The following is an 18,025-nucleotide window of genomic DNA, read 5'->3' as shown; positions in this document are numbered from 1 at the left end:
AGCAAAAAAATGTTACCCTACACATTCCTGCAACTGATACATTCTAACTTCTCCTACATTGTCTCCTGCCTCAAGTAATACATTGCTTTGGTCTGCATCTTCTATGAAATAACGCAGGGAAAACACTTCTTCACCCTCATTCACAAAGATCTCCAGGCTTGAGCTTTCAATGAATATTTGCATTTCTGCAAGCTTATTATTTAATGTTGCTCTTCTGTACTCTCTCTCGCCAGTCAACCAGTTTGTTCTCCAAACGGTCAGACTGTTTTGTTCCTGATCATAGTCAATTTGCACAGCATCCCTTATGATCATTTTAAAATTTTCTGTCAGTAAGGAAAAATCAACAATTAGCTCCGCTTGTGTAGAAGGCAGCACCCACTCACTACTACTTTGAATTTCCCCTTTGTAATGCGTGCCATCCAGTCTTAACAATTGTAATTCCGGCAATGGTTTCTGGTACAACACACCGTTCATCAGCACAACTTCTCTAGGAAGTGTTAATGCATGAATCCAGCCCTCCTGAATGGTCGGGACAGCCCTCTCCGCTTCCTCATTCATGGCGCTCATCCATCCGAACATAATGGTTCTGTCATTAACTTTGAATGATTGTGGAGCGTAAAAATCAAATCCTCGATCAAGCTCTTTAAAATCGGAAAGGTCCCCGTTGAATTTGCCTGTATTCGATAATTTGCCAACCATATATCCCGATTGATTAGGATTTTTATAATATTCGCCTCTCTCCGGTAAACCCTGAGGAGAGAAAACAAAAACATCATTTTCGGCAAAATGAAGTACGTCCGGACATTCCCACATATATCCAAATTGGTGGTCATGATCAACAAATGATCCTTGGCATTCCCAATCGGACAAATTTTTAGATTTGTAGATAAGTGTATCTCCAGTCAAATCTTCTCTTTGGGCGCCAATAATCAACCACCAGTTCCCGTGTTGGTCTCTCCATACTTTCGGATCTCGAACATGCCTAGTGTAACCTTGGGGATGCTCAAACAAAGGGCCGATTTTTTGAAAATACTCTCCATCCTCCGAAATCGCGGCGCATTGATAGCTTTCTTTTACTCCATCATCTCGGATTACATTTCCTGTGTAAAACAGATACAGCTTTTCATTATGAACAATGCCCCCGCCCGAATAAATGCCATCCTTGTCATACCATTCCGAAGGCTCCAGCGCGACACTTTTCCTTTGCCAGTGCACCAGATCGCTGGAAACAACATGGCCCCAGCATTTATTTTTATGCTCAGTTCCTTTTGGATTCCACTGATAAAACACATGATATTGATGATTGAAATAAGCAAGTCCATTAGGATCATTGAGCAAACCGTAAGGAGGGGTAATATGATATTTCAGGTTATACGCGTCGCTTTTATTCATGCTCATCCTCCGGTAAAAAAACAAAACTAAAACTCAGCAAAATTTCCTGCGAGCTTGACCCGATATAAACATCAAATTCACCGGGTTCACTTTTGTATTGCATTTCACGATCATAAAATTTAAGCATCTCTTCATGAATTGAAAATTCAACATTTTGGGTCTCGCCACTTTGCAAAAACATTTTTTTAAAGTCTTTTAATTCTTTCACTGGCCTTGCAATACTTGCAAATTTATCGCGAATGTATAATTGGATCGTTTCCTTTCCATCATAAATTCCAGTGTTGGTAACAGAAATACGGATATCAACTGACTCATTTTTCTTCATTTCTTTTTGGCTAATTGTTAATAGGCTGTATTCAAATGAGGTATAGGATTTGCCATAGCCAAATGGATACAAGGGTTCATTCACTTCATCTATATATCGGGATGCAAACCGATAAGAGCCATTTTCCTTTAAATTCGGTCTGCCTGTATTCAACTCATTGTAGGACATCGGAATTTGTCCCACGCTCCGTGGAAAGGTCATGGCTAATTTCCCCGATGGATTGACTTCCCCATACAGTATATTGGCCAGTGCTTCTCCGCCCATCGTTCCTGGATACCAGGCTTGAACAATAGCGTCCACTTTTCCGGCTACTTCGGTAAGAATCAAAGGTCTTCCACTATAAACGATCAGAACCGTCTTTTTGCCCAGTAAACTTAATTCATGGAGTAGTTTCATTTGCGGCTTAGGAAGCGTCGGGTTCGTTCGCGATCCCCCTTCTCCGCTCTGATAAATACTTTCTCCCAAGGCGAGGACAATGACATCCGCTTCGTTAGCATTTCGGATTGCTTCGCGCAGCAGGGCCTCCTCATCGACTGTTTCAGCAGCCAGCTTGTCCGCATATTTGCCAAGGGCTTCTCTTGCATTAGCAGGAAGCATGTGCGCCCCTTTGCAAACCGAGAGATTGTCGGGATCAACATGCTTTAATAATCCCATTTTCAAATTGACGGTATCCGCCTCATCCCCCTTAATGGCCCACATGCCCAGGGTGGAGTTTTCATCTGCGTAAGGACCGATTAAAGCTACTTTGGTATGTTTAGACAATGGCAGCAGTTGATTTTCATTTTTCAGCAAGACTACGGATTCTTCAGCCAAGGACAGCGCGGCTTTTTTATGTTCATCTGACAGAATGCTGTTTCTCGACCGCTGAACGGTTTCCTGTAATCCGCGGAACGGGTCCTCAAACAGCCCCAAATCATTTTTCAGCTTTAAAATACGGTATACCGCTTCATTCAAAAGCTCCAACATATGCTCGTTATCAGATACTACTTTCTCCAATTGATTGGCGTATACTGCTGTCTTCATATCCACATCAACACTAGCCAACAATGCCAGCCTTGCAGCGGAAGCCTCATCTTCGGCATAACCGTGCATGATCAGTTCTTCTATAGCGGCGTAATCCGAGATCAACACACCATTAAAATTCATCTCTCGTCTTAGCACGTCGCGGTTAAGCCACTCGTTTCCTGTTGCAGGAACGCCATTCAAGGTATTAAAGGCCGTCATAACAAGCTTTGCCCCCGCCTCGATTGCAGCTTGATACCCTGGCAAATAATATTCTCGCAGCGTGTGCTCCGACATATCCACGGCGTTATACTCACGTCCAGCGACAGGTGCCCCATAAGCGGCAAAATGTTTGACGCAAGCGGCAATTTTATTGGCTGGTATGATATCCTCCGAGTTTCTCCCCTGGATCCCCTGAACCATGCTTTCGGCATATTTCTTCGCCAGCAAAGTGTCCTCTCCAGGCGATTCCATCACCCGCCCCCAACGGGGATCTCTAACGATATCTACCATGGGGGAAAAGGTCACGTGCACACCTTCGTCATAACATTCCTGGGCAGCAATCGAACCTGCATGTTCTATACCCTCATAATTCCAACTACATGCTTGTGCAATCGGAATCGGGAAGATGGTTCGATACCCATAGATAATATCTGCCATGAACAGCAGCGGAATTTTATGAATCGATTTTTCCAAATAATCCGTTTGCAGTTGGATAATTTTTTCTGGATTAGTGATGTTCAATATGGAGCCTGTGTTATATATATTGTAGCCGGCGTTTAACCCTAATTTTTTTAAAGGACCCGTCACAACAGTGTCTATATCCCCTTCAAAAAAATCACCGGTCAGTTGGATGAGCTGGCCTATTTTCTCTTCTATTGAAAGGCTGTCCAATTTCTTAAGCAGTGTGTTGTTGTCCATGATTCTCCCCACATCATTTTATTTGTGATCTGTTTTTTCTTTAAACCCAAAGATCCACGTTAGTGCAAATGCCACAGCAAAGCCGATTACACAAACTAAGATATATATGAATATCTGATTGTTCAGGTACAATAACATTCCCGGTAGGGCTGTGATTGACATGCCCGTTGCTTGAACATTAAATATACGTGCGAAGAAACCGCCAACCGCTCCGCCAATCAAGCCCATCAAGAACGGTTTGCCATATCGAATGTTCACCCCAAAGATAGCGGGTTCTGTAATACCCAATAACGCAGACAAGGTAGAAGGATACGCAATGGATTTGGTTTTTACATTTTTAGATTTTAGACCAACAGCCAATGCAGCACCCGCTTGTGCGCAAATCGACGCTGAACTGATCGGGTTCACCATATTCCAACCATTGCCTACTAACATCTGTATTTCAATCAGGTTTAAGGCATGGTGCAGTCCGGTAACTACAATAATCTGATTGATGCCACCGTAAATAAATCCGCCGATGCCGTATGGTAATTTTAAAATGGCGGTAACACCCATTAATATTAAAGTTTCCACCTCGTGAAAAATGGGACCAATCACGAACAATCCTAATACCAGTGTTATTAATAATGTCAGAAACGGTGTCAGAATTAAGTCCAATGCATCCGGGACTGATTTTCTGATTTTCTTCTCCAGCATCGCCCCCACGACACCTATTATGAAAGCAGGCAAAACCGAGCCCTGATAGCCTGCAATTTTAATGAATCCGAAAAATACTAGTGGTTCCTGAACTTTTTGAGCGACATCCCAAGATGTAGGCAACGAAGGACTTACTAACATTAATCCAATCAATATCCCCAATAGTGGTGATCCACCAAACACCCGGAAGGCCGACCAACATACCAACACGGGTAAAAATGCAAAAGCCGTATCGGTCAATATTTGCGTAAACAATATGAAATTCGCAGAAATATGATCAGGTGTAAGTCCAAATAACTGGAGCAGTGCAGGCTGAGTTACTAAGCCTCTAACTCCCATAAATAATCCTGTAGCTACCAATGCAGGCATAATCGGAACAAATACATCCCCGAAAACACGGATCATTCTTTTGAACCGATTATCACCTTGAGTGGAGGCCATCTCTTTCAAATCAGCCTTTGATGTAGCAGATATGCTTTGGCCAACCATGGCATCGTATACTTTATTTACAGTACCGGTTCCAAAAATAATTTGATATTGCCCAGAGGTAAAGAAAACGCCCTTGGCCTTATCAATATTTTCAATAAATTCATCATCAATAATTTCTCTATCTTTTACAATCAGCCTCAGCCGTGTGGCACAATGTGCCATGGAAATAATATTGTCTTCTCCGCCAAGCCCTTTAATGACATCTTGGGCTATTTTAACGTATTCTTTTTCAAGACTCATCAGTCTCTTCCTTTCCTCTGTTCCTCTTAGTTAGTCTGAATCATTTAAAACTTTTGATCAAATATGCTTCTTAAGAATATCATGACTGCGCTTTCAAACAGCGGGATTATTTTACTACATTAAGGTCAAATTTTGACCTTTTTATATCCTTAATTATAAATGCATACTAGCAACTGGTGCCTGATGAAACAATAAAGTGCACCCTAGAATACATACTGGAATAACCTTCTGGTTTATCCCCGTGTATTTTAAAGGTGCACTTCAATTGTTGTATAGAGAGTGACTTACGTTTTACTTAGTGACTTTCAACTGAGCACTGTGAGCTGTATAGATAACCTTCACTTTATAATTGCTTGGTAAACCTACCGTTTCAATCGAAGAAAATGCTCCATTCCGTTTACCATAAGTTAAGATCGTAGCACCATTAGCCGGCACATATTTGTTAGAGAAATTCAGGCGTAATTTTCCGTTGAGTATGGCTGTTCCCTTTATTTTGAGCACATCATTTTTAGTGCGTAGGTTAAGCTCAAGTGTTCCCTTGGCAGATTGTCTGTAATTTCCGCCAATAATCAGCTTCCCAGAAGCATTTTTAAGAAGAGTTCCCCCGTAATTCGTAATTCCGCCACTTCCGAAAGCCGTGTCCGAAGTTCCCTCCAAAGTACCTTGGTCGATCTGTGTACCACCGGAATACGTATTGTTGCCCATTAGCTTCAACGTACCTGTTCCCTTTTTAGTCAGCTTTCCAACGCCAGAAATATTGTTGCGCCAGCGATCCAATGCATTGAAACCACCTTTGGAAGCGTCCATATTTACCGTCACATTATTGGCGAAAGCACCGTAGCCATCCGCAGCGGAAAACAAGTTCAATCGTCCCCATCCCTCAGCATCATCAAGTACAGGATAGCCGGAAGGAATCCCCGTGGTAGCCAAAACCCAACGACGTTGTGTGCTATCCAGGTAAGGCAAGCGTGTCTCCAATAGTACCTCAGCTCCCTTAGGCACTATCATAGGCGTCGCGGTTGGATTAACCTGACTGAATCCGTATGTTAATCGTTGATTATAATTTTTTTTGTTTGTGGCATAATTGCTGAACCGATCTGGAGCTGTACCTTTTTGAGACAGCAGTTGTTTACGAGCATCCTGATAAGCCGCTTTCTTCAAGCTGCTATTGGCCGGATCAGACAGGATAGCAGCAGCCATCGCCGTTGCCATGACACGCCCTCCCATAACATCAAGCGGGGAATGCATACCGGCAACAACACGGTTATTGCCCAGCTCTGAAGCTCGCGTCAGCAGTTCTTGATAACGCTCCGGCACGGCATAGGCCATAGCAATAGAACTGAGATACGCAGCATTGGTATGACCGCTAGGAAAGCCGCCATCGCTAGTAGCATCAGCTTTGAGAGCGGGAATAAGGCTCGGAACAACTACTGAGTTATCGCTCCAGCGAAACGGGCGAGGATAGCTAAAATAAGACTTAGCCGGGTTCGTCGTAGAGTATTCCCCGCGCAAGGTATTTACCAGATTTACGATGTTGCCGAGATTGGAGCTTGTACTCCCAGCATTCGTTCCCTCATCTTCGTATTTCTTAGTCAGGGCATCTGCCGGAATGTCGTTGATTGTTGTCGTGGCACCTGCATTCTTACGATATACATCAGTGAGCGAACCCAGCCCGTCGATCACACTGTAGCTCTGGTTTCTGCGATCATCCAAATAAGCCGCATTGGCCTCACTGGAAGTGCGACGGGCAGCGATATCAATCACTTTTTGAATATTGGCGTTCAGCACGCTGCTGTTTAGCTTGGTACCTGTATCCCAGGTAGCGCCGGGAGTCCAAAGCTTATTAAATTCGGAGAGCAACCCGAGGGTCGGATTAGAGCTTTCCGTCTTATTTGCAGAACTATTATTTTTATAATGATCTACGAAATATCCCCACGACGGTTCTGTTGGAGTTACCGCTGTTGGTAGGGTTGCTGCACTCGCATAACTTCCACCCAGGGAACCTAGAAGTAAGGGTAAAGATAGTAATGCAACTGATAATGGTTTCCTTAGCGATTTCATTCTCAAATCAGATCCTCTCTTCTCTTGTGCTCTTCATACTTTCTCTACGGAGCTATTATCTATATAACAAGATGTATGACATAAAGAATCATATCTTACGTTTGTTAAATCAAGAGCTTGGTTTTGTTAAATAATTCTTGCTTATTTATATGTAAAAGAATATCAACAACACTTAATATAGAAATAGTTTTAGTGTGTTTGTAATACTTTCGCCATGTTGATATGTGCTTATGATCAATATAGTTGGAGTAGTGGACCATAAAATTTAATTAAGGTAGGTCGTCTTATGAGCGAGGAAACTATTGCTTTCAAGTGTGGATCGTGTAAACAGGTACCAGATAAACCCCTATTAAAAGACAAAAATGTTGAGATTGTGGCCATCGAAGATGCTATGGACTGGGCAGATTTCAAGCATGATACTCCAGATCTAAATACTGAAATATGGGAAAGAGCATTGAAACCCCCGGCAAAAGGTGACTTAAAAAAAGTACAAGTATATTTTCCTTTTCATATGTCTGTTGGAGAAACTTTTTGGACTCTATTCAGACCTGCTTATTCACATTTTAATGGTTGGGATGAGCATCCTGAGGAGATCAACTTCTCTGCGTTTATTAAATGTAGATTTGAAGACATCATATCCAAAAATGAAAAAAAAGCTTGGATCAATGTCAGAGTGGAGGAAGTTCTGTTATTAAAAGATGTATGTAATAAAATCCCAGCGCGTGATGGAGCAGGCTATTTGGATTCATTTCATATGTTTGGAGAGCCTCAACTATTTCAATACAAGGATTGGATTTTCTTGGATGCAAACGCACAAAGTAATCTTGGTATTTGGGCATTAATTAAAAGAGTTAAGGATTATAACCATTTGGTGGCATATGGATCGTGGGAATTTCATTCCAACATGGTCTACTGTGGAAATCTAATAATTCCTGAAGATGAGTTGAACTCATTCATGCATATTAGCGAGTAAAATGACAAGTAAAGGATACCTTAAAACAAATACAATGCACCCAGAGCAAGATAATCTATCGTGAATTAAAGGATCGTGCAATAAAGAGTATCCAGCAGAATGGGCAAGCAGTAATGAGTAAAGTGGGACTTTATCCCACTTTCAGCCATTTGCTGCAAACGGATCGCTTCCTATATCTTAAAATATACATACATATTCGGAGGTTGCCATGACTAGTAAATCTGCTACAAAAAATGAAACGGGTCAATCGCTCCCCCTCCCAGGGCCGCAAGTGAAAGGCACCGTTTTTGCGATTCTGATTGCGATCAGTTTCGTCCATCTGTTCAATGACTCGATTCAATCGGTCATTCCAGCGATCTTTCCGATCTTAAAGGAATCTATGAGCCTGAACTACACGCAGATCGGCTGGATTTCATTCGCGATCAATTTTACAGCTTCAATCATGCAGCCTGTGATTGGCTTGTTTTCGGACAAACGGCCTACGCCCGCTATCCTTCCCATCGGCATGGGCTTTACGCTGACTGGCATGCTGTTGCTCGCCTATGCTGCCGATTATAAAGCGGTGCTGATCGCAGTCATCTTCGTGGGTCTGGGCTCGGCTGCCTTTCACCCTGAAGGCTCGCGCGTATCCCATATGGCGGCCGGGCCGCGTCGGGGATTGGCACAATCCATTTTTCAAGTTGGCGGTAATGCGGGCCAATCGCTGGCGCCGATGCTCACGAGCTGGATTTTTATCCCGTTGGGACAATTTGGTGCGATCTGGTTCACAGGTATTGCGGCAGCGGGAATTGTGGTGCAATCGTTCATCGCACGCTGGTACGGTAACGTCCTACGTACAGAAGGCATTGCACGCAAAAAAGCGGTGGCACGCCGCATGAAGCCCGAAGTGCGTAACCGCGTTATGTTTGCCATGATTGTCCTCATTCTACTGGTATTCGTCCGTTCGTGGTACTCGACCTCGGTCGGAAGCTACTATTCGTTTTACCTGATGGAAGTATTTAAAATGCCATTGGCTGATGCACAGCTTTACATTTTCCTGTTCCTCGGAGCTGGAGCGCTGGGCACCTTCTTTGGCGGTCCGCTGGCGGACCGTTTTGGTAAACGCAATATGATATTTCTGTCCATGGTATTAGCTGCACCACTCGCGCTGGCACTACCTTATGCTAACCAATTCTGGACGGCGATCCTGCTGGCAATTATCGGATTTATTATGCTGTCTAGCTTTTCGGTCACAGTCGTATATGCACAAATGCTTGTGCCTGGTAAAATCGGGACCGTGTCTGGTCTCATTACGGGCCTGGCTTTTGGCCTTGGTGGTGTGGGCGCACTCGTACTCGGCAACTGGATCGACAAAGTAGGCATCACCCACATCATGTTCCTATGCGGCTTTTTGCCACTGCTCGGCATCTTAACCTTCCTGCTTCCTACAGATAAAACCCTGAACCGCTGGGCGGAAGAAAATGGAGCCGAAGTGTAACAGGCTAACGTGTGGCGGCCATCCTGGCCGCTGCACACCTTTATAGCCAACTCACGTGTTTCCTCACGAAAAAAATTCCCCCGTTTATACCTAAGTTGCAATCAGTTCTCTACTTCTGCCAAACGCATCAAAATCCGACGCTTCCGATACAGCATTTTCCCTGCTTCAGCTACATCACTAATAGCACTTCGATTCGCGATAGACCCGAACAAAATGCCCGCAATCGGGACCATTTGAAGCAGCTTTTTCCATCCAAACTGATCACGATAGGTGTTAATGACCTCTCTCCATCCCTGCATCTGGGAAAAAACCTGTGCCTGACGTGAAGGATCATCGAACAAAGCCAGCTCCTCTAATACGGCCTTCTTCCCCACAATATCGGATGAAGCAAATTGCATACATTTAATAATAAAAATGCGTTCCTGCTTATCATGGGGATTAAAGCCATAGCACAAGGCTATTTCCTGAAGCACTTTGAGCGACAAGCCGAGCAAAAGAGGAATATCCGCCGCAATCGTAAACACACCACCAATCCCCGTTGTTGCTCCCTGAGCGGTGGCAAAGGTAATGCGAGCCGATGTCATATCGTCGGCAGTCCGATCCATGATGGTTAGCGGGAGCTCAGCCGCCTGCTTCAACTCCCACATAGGTTCGACACTATGTTCTGAATCAACGTTTTCCCCGGCACGAGGCAGGTCCTGCGTATCCGAAGCGGAATCTGCACCATTTTGCTGAATGACATGTTCATGGGCCGTCTTTTTCAGCCTGTTCAGAACCGTTTCTTCCTTCACCAAATATTTGCCGCCGTTCTGAATGAAGCTACCCAACTCGTTAAGGAGTTGCTCCAGCTTGTCTTTAATGATTTTGGGCGTCAGCCGATCCAGCAACATAAAAGGCCATCTGCCGATTTTTTCCCAGAAAAAAATGTCCTTCTGTTCCTTCTCCCATTTTTCAATATTCTTCAACTCATGACGCAATACGTCCTGGCTTTCCCGATATTCTGTAAGCTGCTTCATAAGCGTAGACGTCTCCTTTTGACTATGCTAGTTTATGTATGGGTAATACGTAAGCAAGGCGAGTTCAGGTTTCTTTTTTTAGCAAACTAGATGATAAAGAAAGTTAAAAATCCATACAGATCGGAGTGTAATGATGAATAATGTAGAGCTTGTCCCTTACCATTGTGGGCATGATGCCATTTTACATACCTTCTACTTACCTGAGGAGCAGAAGCAGTTTACTGGAATGCCGGATGAAATGCTCATACTGGCCAAGGAAGATCCGCACCGCCATCCTGTCGTGATTACGGCTACTAGAAGACCCGTTGGATTTTTCATTTTATACAATGGGGATGAATTAGCGGACTATACGAATACTTCTGAGGCACTGCTGCTACGCGCGTTCTCTATTCATTACGCAGATCAGGGACAAGGATTCGCCAAAAAAGGGCTGCTTCTACTACCACAGTTCATCGCCAGACACTTCCCACATATTCGCGAGATTGTACTGGGCGTCAATGCCCGTAATCTGTCTGCCCAAAGTCTGTATCGCAAATGCGGCTTTATAGATGAAGGTGACACTAAAATGGGTCAACACGGCTTGCAGCATATTTTTAAAATGAGCCTATAAGAGGTTGTTCAAAAAGTCGTCTTTCCATAACGAAGCTATTCAAGAAGCGGATTCGACGTCGAATCTTGAATTCAGCCGGGCCTTCCGTTGCTCACGTAGATCTGTCTACGCTCCGCTACTCTGTCCCTAGCTTCATCCAACCTTCTCGGTCCTGAAAAGCCGTTTTTTTGAACACACACTATAAGTTGACCTCGATAGCCCTCGCCCAAATAGAAAAGCTTTCGGCACCAACGCCGAAAGCTTTTATCGTTAAATCTCACCAATTGAAAAACTCAATTTGTAATTACCAAACTTCGTAAGCTCATCCAGCATGGTATTTAACTCTGTCTGTGAGGACATGCGCACCCGCATCCAATAACAGCCCTCCCCACTCACCCGGTGGATTTCAACAATATAGGGATGCTCCCGTGCAAAAGCCTGGAAAGCACTGTGAGTCGTTCCTGAATTCAAAAAAACCGTAATAAAGGCATGAATCGTCTGTCCAATTTTTTCAGGGTTCCAGCGCAGCGTATAGCCTTCGATAATGCCCGCATCCTGCATTCTTCGAACACGCGCCCCTACGGCTTGGCCTGTCAAATGAACAAGCTGGCCGATCTCCTTGTGCGATAAAGAGCTGTCTTCAATTAAATGATGAAGAATGCGCAGATCGGTGTCATCAGGTGCGAATAGTTCCATAGTTATTTTTCCTTTCATGATGAAACGATAATGCTGATTTTCCTTTCAGCAAACCGTAGCCTGTAGCTCCTTGCGTCAGATATGATTGTAACAGAAACAATGAACTACCGAAAATACACTTGGTCAAAAATAACATTCATCACAAAGGAGCTTTCATATATGAAAATCACACTAATCCGTAACGCAACCTTATGGCTGGAATACGCTGGAATAAAATTTCTGATCGATCCGATGTTGAGCGATGCTGGCGCAAATCCGCCGGTCCCCAATACGGAAAATGCCCGCCGTAATCCGCTGGTTCCCTTGCCGCCACAATGGCAGGCACTCGGACAGCCTGACGTTGTCATCGTCACACATTTACATCCCGATCATTGGGACCCGGCAGCAGTACGCTGGTTGGACAAACAAATTCCTGTCTTCTGCCAGCCCGGAAATGAAGAACAAATCACTGCTGATGGTTTTACACAGGTTACCCCGATTCCGTTGGCTGGTTCTGTGGGAGAAATTGAGATTATCCGTACAACCGGGCATCACGGCACCGGAGAAATCGGGGAGCAGATGGGACCCGTATCCGGCTTTGTTTTTCAGGCACCAGGTGAACCTGTCGTCTATTTGGCCGGGGATACGATCTGGTGCAGTGAAGTCGCGGAAACACTGGATAAATACCGTCCTGACTGGACAATTGTGAACGCTGGAGGAGCACGGTTTACGGTAGGTGATCCCATTATTATGACTGCCCAAGATGTAACGGCGGTAGCACAACATGCCCCTTATACACAAATCGTGGCTGTCCACATGGAAGCAATCAATCATTGTCTACTAACTCGCTCAGAGCTTACGGAACATATCAACCGTGAAGGTTTAAAGGGGCGCGTCCATATTCCGGCAGATGGAGCGACGGTTTCGGAGTAAGGCAATCGTCCTGAGTCACCGTTTGCGCCTATTTTGAATATATTGGATTTCAAAACGTATAAAGAAGGGATTATCGATGAATTGGCAATATCCTAATTACGGTACAGAAACCCAATGTAAAGAAGTTCCGATTACTTTTCCTCCCCAGCATCAATATAGACAGCCGGGGTTGGAATACCTAATGGTTCCACGCCCTATTTATGATAATCCAAAGTATATCGGCACTGGAAAGCTTCAGGATCGGGTGGCTATTATTAGCGGTGGGGACAGTGGTATTGGTCGCGCGGTTGCAGTGGCATTTGCCAAGGAAGGGGCCGATGTGGTCATTGCCTATCTCGATGAGCATCGAGATGCCATGGAAACCCGTGATGTCATTCACAGGCTTGGCCGACGTTGTTTGTTAATTCCGGGGGATCTAAGGCTAAAAAGCAACTGCTGTCTGGTTGTTCAACAAACGATGGAAACCTTTGGTCGTATTGACATCCTGATTAACAACCTAGGTATTCAGTTTGTGCGCGAATCGTATCTGGATATCAGTGAGCAGCAGCTTCGTGATACGTTTGATACGAATATTATTTCCTTCTTCCATATGACTACAGAAGCATTGCCGTATATGCGGGCTGGGGCTAGCATCGTCAATACGGCATCGGTGACAGCCTATGTGGGTCAAAAGAATATGATCGACTATTCAGCTACCAAAGGAGCTATCGTCAGCTTCACCCGCGCTTTGGCTAATAATCTGGTCGATCAGGGTATTCGCGTGAATGCCATTGCGCCCGGTCCGATCTGGACTCCGCTGAATCCGGCCACACAGTCGCCTGAAGTCATTCGCACCTTCGGCAGCAATACACCAATGAAGCGTGCCGGGCAGCCTTATGAATTGGCTCCTGCCTATGTGCTGCTGGCTTCGGATGACGGTTCCTACATTACAGGCCAAACGCTGCATATAAACGGCGGCCAAATGGTCACCACTTAGTTTCGTTGGCTGATAGCCACAAGACCCAACAAGCAAGAAAACCTCCAGCATCCACATTTCTAGTGGAACTGGAGGTTTTCTTGTTTTACGATACCGAATCTGAGCTTAAGCAGATCTTTTGTTTTTGTTGTAAATATCGAAGGCAACCGCCAGCAGCAGCACCAAGCCCTTGATTCCTTGCTGCCAGTCAATACCCAGACCGATCAGAGACATACCGTTATTCAGTACGCCCATGACCAAACCACCGATAATGGCTCCAAAAACGGTTCCGATCCCGCCGGATGCGGAAGCTCCACCGATAAAGCAGGCTGCGATGGCATCTAGCTCGAAGTTCGTACCCGCTCTCGGCGTAGCCGCGTTCAGACGTGCAGCAAAGATCAGACCGGAAATGGCGGCCAGCACCCCCATGTTGACGAATACCCAGAACGTTACTTTTTTCGTTTTGACACCGGACAGACCCGCTGCCTTTTCATTTCCACCCAACGCATACACATGACGTCCCATAATCGTGCGGTTCATGACGAAGGAGTACACAACGATCAGTATGAACAGCAGCACGAGAATGTTAGGTATCCCCGCGTAGCTCGCGAGCATGAAGGTGAACAGATTGATGACCGCAGCTACCACAATCAACTTGAGTACAAATAAAGCTTGTGACGGAACCTCGAATCCATATTTAAGCTGAGAACGACGTTCGCGAAGTTCGTTCACGATAAACCATACCGTGAGTGCAATGCCGACAATGATGGATACCAGGTTATAACCGGTAGATGAAAAATCCGGCAGGAAGCCTGAACTGATTTTCTGGAAGCCCCCCGGAAATGGAGAGATCGATTGACCTTCCAGCACAATCATGGTCAATCCACGGAAGAGCAGCATTCCCGCCAATGTAACGATAAATGCCGGAATCCGTACATAAGCGACCCAGAACCCTTGCCATGCGCCGATTAACGCTCCGACCAGCAAAGATGCAATCACAGCGATCCATGCTGGAAGCTGCCAATCGACCATCATTATGGCGGCAACCGCACCGACAAAAGCGGCTATGGAGCCGACGGACAAATCAATATGTCCAGTGATGATGACCAGCACCATCCCGATCGCCAGCACGAGAATATAGCTGTTTTGCAGAATCAGATTGGTAATATTAATCGGCTTCAACAGCAGGCCGCCCGTCAGCACCTCGAACAAAATCATAATGACGACCAGCGCAATCATCATGCCATATTGGCGGATGTTATTTTTAAATAGTTTAGTTATGGTTTCCATGCTTCACGCCTCCTGACTTGGTCATATATCTCATCAACGTTTCCTGCGACGCGTCCTCACGGCTAACCTCTCCAGTGATCCGCCCAGCATTCATGACATAAATCCGGTCACACAAACCTAGTACCTCTGGCAGCTCGGACGAAATGACCAGCACTCCCTTGCCTTCAGCGGCAAGTCGATGAATAATGGTATAAATTTCATATTTGGCACCCACATCAATGCCGCGTGTCGGCTCATCCAGAATCAGAATATCCGGCCCGGCGAAAATCCATTTGCTCAGCACCACCTTCTGCTGATTGCCACCACTCAGGTTACCCGTTTTCTGTAAAATGCTCGGCGCTTTGATGTTCATGCTCTTTTTCATTTCCTCTGCAATGACGACTTCCTCCTGCTCATTGACGACAGCGCCCTTCGTCAGCTTGTTCAGGCCAGTCAGCGAAATATTACGCTTGATATCATCCATCAGAATGAGGCCATACTCCTTGCGATCCTCTGTCACATAGGCAAAGCCGTTGTTGATCGCGTCCGTAACCGTGTTGTTCTGGATCGGCTTGCCGTCTTTAATCAGCTGACCAGAGATGTTACGTCCATACGACTTGCCAAAAATGCTCATCGCCAGCTCGGTCCGTCCCGCTCCCATCAGTCCGGCAATCCCGACAATTTCACCGCGACGGATGTTCAAATTCACCTGATCCAGCACCTTACGGTCTGCATGATGCTCGTGATACACCGTCCAATCCTTCACTTCCAGAACGACTTTGCCAATCTTGGCATGACGCTCTGGATAACGGCTGGTCAGATCACGTCCAACCATCCCGCTAATGATCCGATCCTCCGTAACCTCATCCTTTTTCATATCCAGTGTCTCAATCGTCTTCCCGTCACGCAAAATCGTGATCGAATCTGACACCTTCGCGACCTCATTCAGCTTATGGGAGATGAGAATGCAGGAAATACCCTGCCTTTTAAATTCCAGCATCAAATTAAGCAGATTTTCACTATCATCCTCATTCAACGCCGCTGTCGGTTCATCGAGAATAAGCAGCTTTACCTTTTTAGATAGCGCTTTCGCAATTTCGACCAGTTGTTGCTTCCCGACCCCGATGTTCGTAACTAATGTATTGGGATTCTCACTCAAACCGACCTTGGACAGCAGATCGCGTGTACCCACAAAAGTCTCTTTCCAATCAATCACACCGCCGTTGGCGCGTTCGTTGCCCAGATAAATATTTTCCGCAATTGAGAGATACGGGATCAGTGCCAACTCCTGATGGATAATGACAATGCCCAGTTCCTCGCTCTGCTTGATATCCTTGAACTCACACGTTTTGCCCTGGAAAACAATATCCCCTTCATAGGTTCCATGCGGATATACACCGCTTAGTACCTTCATCAGCGTCGACTTGCCCGCACCATTCTCACCGCACAAGGAATGGATTTCGCCTTCCTTGACCTTGAGATTTACATTTTCCAATGCCTTCACGCCGGGAAAGGTTTTGGTAATTCCCTTCATTTCCAAAATGATTCCAGTCATGGGATACGCTCCTTTCGGTTGGATTCTTACACTTATTTCAGTCCGATTTGCTCTTTGGTGTAATAGTGACTGCCGACAATATCCTTCTCCACATTCGTCCGATCTACCGAGATTGGATCAAGCAAGTAGGCAGGAATGATCTTTTTACCGTTGTTATAGGATTCGGTGTCATTCACTTCCGCTTGTTTGCCCTGTAAAATGCTGTTGGCCATTACGACCGTTTGCTCAGCCAGCTTGCGAGTATCCTTAAATACAGTTTGCGTCTGCTCCCCAGCCACAATGGACTTGATGGAAGCCAGCTCCGCATCCTGCCCTGTAATGATCGGCAGCGGCTTGTTCGCTGATCCATATCCGACCCCTTTCAGGGATGAAATGATACCGATGCTAATGCCATCATAAGGGGATAGTACCGCGTCCAGATTAGCCCCCGAATAGTAGGCACTCAGCAGATTATCCATCCGCGACTGTGCTAAAGCTCCATCCCATCGCAGCGTAGCGATCTGCGCCATCGTCATCTGCTTACTACGCACGACCAATTTGCCGGAATCAATATAAGGTTTCAGTACGGACATCGCACCATTAAAGAAGAAATAGGCGTTATTATCATCCGGTGAACCACCAAACAGCTCGATATTGAAAGGGCCTTTGCCTTCCTTGAGTCCCAGCTTTTTCTCAATATACGCCGCCTGTAGCACGCCCACCTTGAAGTTATCGAAGGTCGCATAATACGTCAGATACGGTGTGTTGCGAATCAGACGGTCATAAGAAATGACCTGAATGCCTCGGTCGTGTGCCTTCTGAATCACATCCGTCAGCGTGTTTCCGTCGACCGAAGCGATCACCATAACATTGACGCCCTTGGTGATCATATTTTCGATTTGGGAGATTTGATTTTCCACTACGTCCTCGGCGTACTGTAAATCCGTTTTATAGCCTTGCTCCTGAAACAACCGAACCATATTTTCTCCGTCCCCTACCCAACGCTCGGACGATTTGGTCGGCATGGAAATGCCCACATAGCCTTTTTCCTTGCTGCCCGTTCCACTCTCCGCCAAATTACAGGCCGAAAGCATCAGGGCCAAAACCAGAAGCCATACGACAACAGCTCCTTTTTTCATATGAAGTTCCCCTTTCCTCATGTGATGCGGGTCAATTTGAAGGTAAGTGCTGATTAGAGTTGAATTAGATAGCGCTTACATAAGTGAGGCAATGAGCGCCTCTCCTTTTTTTATGTGCAAACACATGGTATCATTCCAGGCCGGGAAAGGTCTTTGCTGGTTTTGAACTTTTTTTATAAAATTTTAACCTTTGTGTGGGGGGAAGTAATTGGAGTTGGAATAAAGATCGTCGAAGATCGCTCATATACCTTGAAAACGCAAAAAGACTTTAGCCTTTTTACGATTGGCAAAGTCTCAATTTGTTGAATCATTATATCGGATATCTAAATAGTTCACACT

Annotated in this window: 14 protein-coding genes; 5 read left to right on the top strand and 9 right to left on the bottom strand. The window is 45.4% G+C overall.

The features are described 5' to 3' along the window. Positions 1-12 precede the first annotated feature (12 nt). The 4 genes from MKY75_RS05605 to MKY75_RS05590 form a co-directional block, all read right to left on the bottom strand. Positions 13-1,392 carry a glycoside hydrolase family 32 protein gene (locus MKY75_RS05605; protein ID WP_340884604.1) on the bottom strand — a complete coding sequence of 460 codons (1,380 nt, stop codon included), beginning with the start codon at positions 1,390-1,392 and terminating at the stop codon, positions 13-15. Further along, the gene (bglX, locus tag MKY75_RS05600; RefSeq protein WP_340884603.1) at positions 1,385-3,640 is read right to left on the bottom strand and encodes a beta-glucosidase BglX; all 2,256 of its coding nucleotides are present in this window, start codon (positions 3,638-3,640) and stop codon (positions 1,385-1,387) included. The genes MKY75_RS05605 and bglX overlap by 8 nt, the downstream gene beginning before the upstream one ends. An 18-nt stretch (positions 3,641-3,658) precedes the next feature. Next, positions 3,659-5,065 carry a sucrose-specific PTS transporter subunit IIBC gene (locus tag MKY75_RS05595; RefSeq protein ID WP_322251256.1) on the bottom strand — a complete coding sequence of 469 codons (1,407 nt, stop codon included), beginning with the start codon at positions 5,063-5,065 and terminating at the stop codon, positions 3,659-3,661. Between the two features lie 291 nt (positions 5,066-5,356). Then, complete coding sequence (locus tag MKY75_RS05590) at positions 5,357-7,126, bottom strand: acid phosphatase (protein WP_340884602.1); 1,770 nt, start codon at positions 7,124-7,126, stop codon at positions 5,357-5,359. A gap of 286 nt (positions 7,127-7,412) precedes the next feature. Here MKY75_RS05590 and MKY75_RS05585 point away from each other — a divergent pair, with 286 nt between their 5' ends. Both MKY75_RS05585 and MKY75_RS05580 read left to right on the top strand, forming a co-directional pair. Continuing rightward, positions 7,413-8,099, top strand: coding sequence for a hypothetical protein (locus tag MKY75_RS05585; protein WP_165144557.1), 687 nt, complete (start codon positions 7,413-7,415; stop codon positions 8,097-8,099). A gap of 208 nt (positions 8,100-8,307) precedes the next feature. Further along, positions 8,308-9,576 carry an MFS transporter gene (locus MKY75_RS05580; protein WP_029516140.1) on the top strand — a complete coding sequence of 423 codons (1,269 nt, stop codon included), beginning with the start codon at positions 8,308-8,310 and terminating at the stop codon, positions 9,574-9,576. 101 nt (positions 9,577-9,677) lie between these two features. On the opposite strand, the gene MKY75_RS05575 is transcribed toward MKY75_RS05580, so the two are convergent. Continuing rightward, the gene (locus tag MKY75_RS05575) at positions 9,678-10,592 is read right to left on the bottom strand and encodes an EcsC family protein (RefSeq protein ID WP_340884600.1); all 915 of its coding nucleotides are present in this window, start codon (positions 10,590-10,592) and stop codon (positions 9,678-9,680) included. A 133-nt stretch (positions 10,593-10,725) separates the two neighbouring features. Between MKY75_RS05575 and MKY75_RS05570 the strand changes: the two genes are divergently transcribed. After that, complete coding sequence (locus tag MKY75_RS05570; protein ID WP_340887069.1) at positions 10,726-11,202, top strand: GNAT family N-acetyltransferase; 477 nt, start codon at positions 10,726-10,728, stop codon at positions 11,200-11,202. Positions 11,203-11,451: 249 nt separating this feature from the next. Here the strand turns inward: MKY75_RS05570 and MKY75_RS05565 are convergent, their stop codons facing one another. Continuing rightward, positions 11,452-11,877, bottom strand: a complete 426-nt coding sequence (locus MKY75_RS05565; protein WP_165144551.1) for an Lrp/AsnC family transcriptional regulator — start codon at positions 11,875-11,877, stop codon at positions 11,452-11,454. A gap of 159 nt (positions 11,878-12,036) precedes the next feature. On the opposite strand from MKY75_RS05565, the gene MKY75_RS05560 reads away from it, so the two are divergent. Next, a complete protein-coding gene (locus tag MKY75_RS05560; RefSeq protein ID WP_165144548.1) occupies positions 12,037-12,789 on the top strand; it encodes an MBL fold metallo-hydrolase in 753 nt (250 codons plus the stop codon). A 76-nt stretch (positions 12,790-12,865) separates the two neighbouring features. Then, positions 12,866-13,765: an SDR family oxidoreductase gene (locus MKY75_RS05555; RefSeq protein WP_069011529.1), complete on the top strand. Its 900-nt coding sequence runs from the start codon at positions 12,866-12,868 to the stop codon at positions 13,763-13,765. A gap of 105 nt (positions 13,766-13,870) precedes the next feature. Here MKY75_RS05555 and mmsB read toward each other — a convergent pair whose 3' ends face one another. The 3 genes from mmsB to chvE are packed head-to-tail and all read right to left on the bottom strand — an operon-like array spanning position 13,871 to position 17,686. Then, positions 13,871-15,034, bottom strand: coding sequence for a multiple monosaccharide ABC transporter permease (gene mmsB, locus MKY75_RS05550; RefSeq protein ID WP_039269462.1), 1,164 nt, complete (start codon positions 15,032-15,034; stop codon positions 13,871-13,873). Beyond that, positions 15,018-16,568 (bottom strand): multiple monosaccharide ABC transporter ATP-binding protein, encoded by a 1,551-nt coding sequence (gene mmsA / locus MKY75_RS05545; RefSeq protein ID WP_340884599.1) that lies wholly within the window; start codon positions 16,566-16,568, stop codon positions 15,018-15,020. Before mmsA ends, mmsB begins: the two co-directional genes overlap by 17 nt. A gap of 32 nt (positions 16,569-16,600) precedes the next feature. Next, positions 16,601-17,686 (bottom strand): multiple monosaccharide ABC transporter substrate-binding protein, encoded by a 1,086-nt coding sequence (gene chvE, locus MKY75_RS05540; RefSeq protein WP_061831190.1) that lies wholly within the window; start codon positions 17,684-17,686, stop codon positions 16,601-16,603. Positions 17,687-18,025: the final 339 nt, after the last annotated feature.

Source organism: Paenibacillus sp. FSL L8-0663, from assembly GCF_038008125.1.
Taxonomy (GTDB): Bacteria; Bacillota; Bacilli; order Paenibacillales; family Paenibacillaceae; genus Paenibacillus; species Paenibacillus polymyxa_D.
The sequence above is the reverse complement of the archived record's forward strand: the minus strand, read 5'-3'. Positions and strand labels throughout refer to the sequence as shown.

What these genes read in the sequence shown, in the direction of transcription:
- MKY75_RS05605 (WP_340884604.1), bottom strand. Translation starts at nt 1,392, where the DNA reads ATGAATAAAAGCGACGCGTATAACCTGAAATATCATATTACCCCTCCT.
- mmsA (WP_340884599.1), bottom strand. Translation starts at nt 16,568, where the DNA reads ATGACTGGAATCATTTTGGAAATGAAGGGAATTACCAAAACCTTTCCC.
- MKY75_RS05565 (WP_165144551.1), bottom strand. Translation starts at nt 11,877, where the DNA reads ATGGAACTATTCGCACCTGATGACACCGATCTGCGCATTCTTCATCAT.
- MKY75_RS05575 (WP_340884600.1), bottom strand. Translation starts at nt 10,592, where the DNA reads ATGAAGCAGCTTACAGAATATCGGGAAAGCCAGGACGTATTGCGTCAT.
- MKY75_RS05555 (WP_069011529.1), top strand. Translation starts at nt 12,866, where the DNA reads ATGAATTGGCAATATCCTAATTACGGTACAGAAACCCAATGTAAAGAA.
- MKY75_RS05560 (WP_165144548.1), top strand. Translation starts at nt 12,037, where the DNA reads ATGAAAATCACACTAATCCGTAACGCAACCTTATGGCTGGAATACGCT.
- bglX (WP_340884603.1), bottom strand. Translation starts at nt 3,640, where the DNA reads ATGGACAACAACACACTGCTTAAGAAATTGGACAGCCTTTCAATAGAA.
- MKY75_RS05585 (WP_165144557.1), top strand. Translation starts at nt 7,413, where the DNA reads ATGAGCGAGGAAACTATTGCTTTCAAGTGTGGATCGTGTAAACAGGTA.
- mmsB (WP_039269462.1), bottom strand. Translation starts at nt 15,034, where the DNA reads ATGGAAACCATAACTAAACTATTTAAAAATAACATCCGCCAATATGGC.
- chvE (WP_061831190.1), bottom strand. Translation starts at nt 17,686, where the DNA reads ATGAAAAAAGGAGCTGTTGTCGTATGGCTTCTGGTTTTGGCCCTGATG.
- MKY75_RS05580 (WP_029516140.1), top strand. Translation starts at nt 8,308, where the DNA reads ATGACTAGTAAATCTGCTACAAAAAATGAAACGGGTCAATCGCTCCCC.
- MKY75_RS05570 (WP_340887069.1), top strand. Translation starts at nt 10,726, where the DNA reads ATGAATAATGTAGAGCTTGTCCCTTACCATTGTGGGCATGATGCCATT.
- MKY75_RS05590 (WP_340884602.1), bottom strand. Translation starts at nt 7,126, where the DNA reads ATGAAATCGCTAAGGAAACCATTATCAGTTGCATTACTATCTTTACCC.
- MKY75_RS05595 (WP_322251256.1), bottom strand. Translation starts at nt 5,065, where the DNA reads ATGAGTCTTGAAAAAGAATACGTTAAAATAGCCCAAGATGTCATTAAA.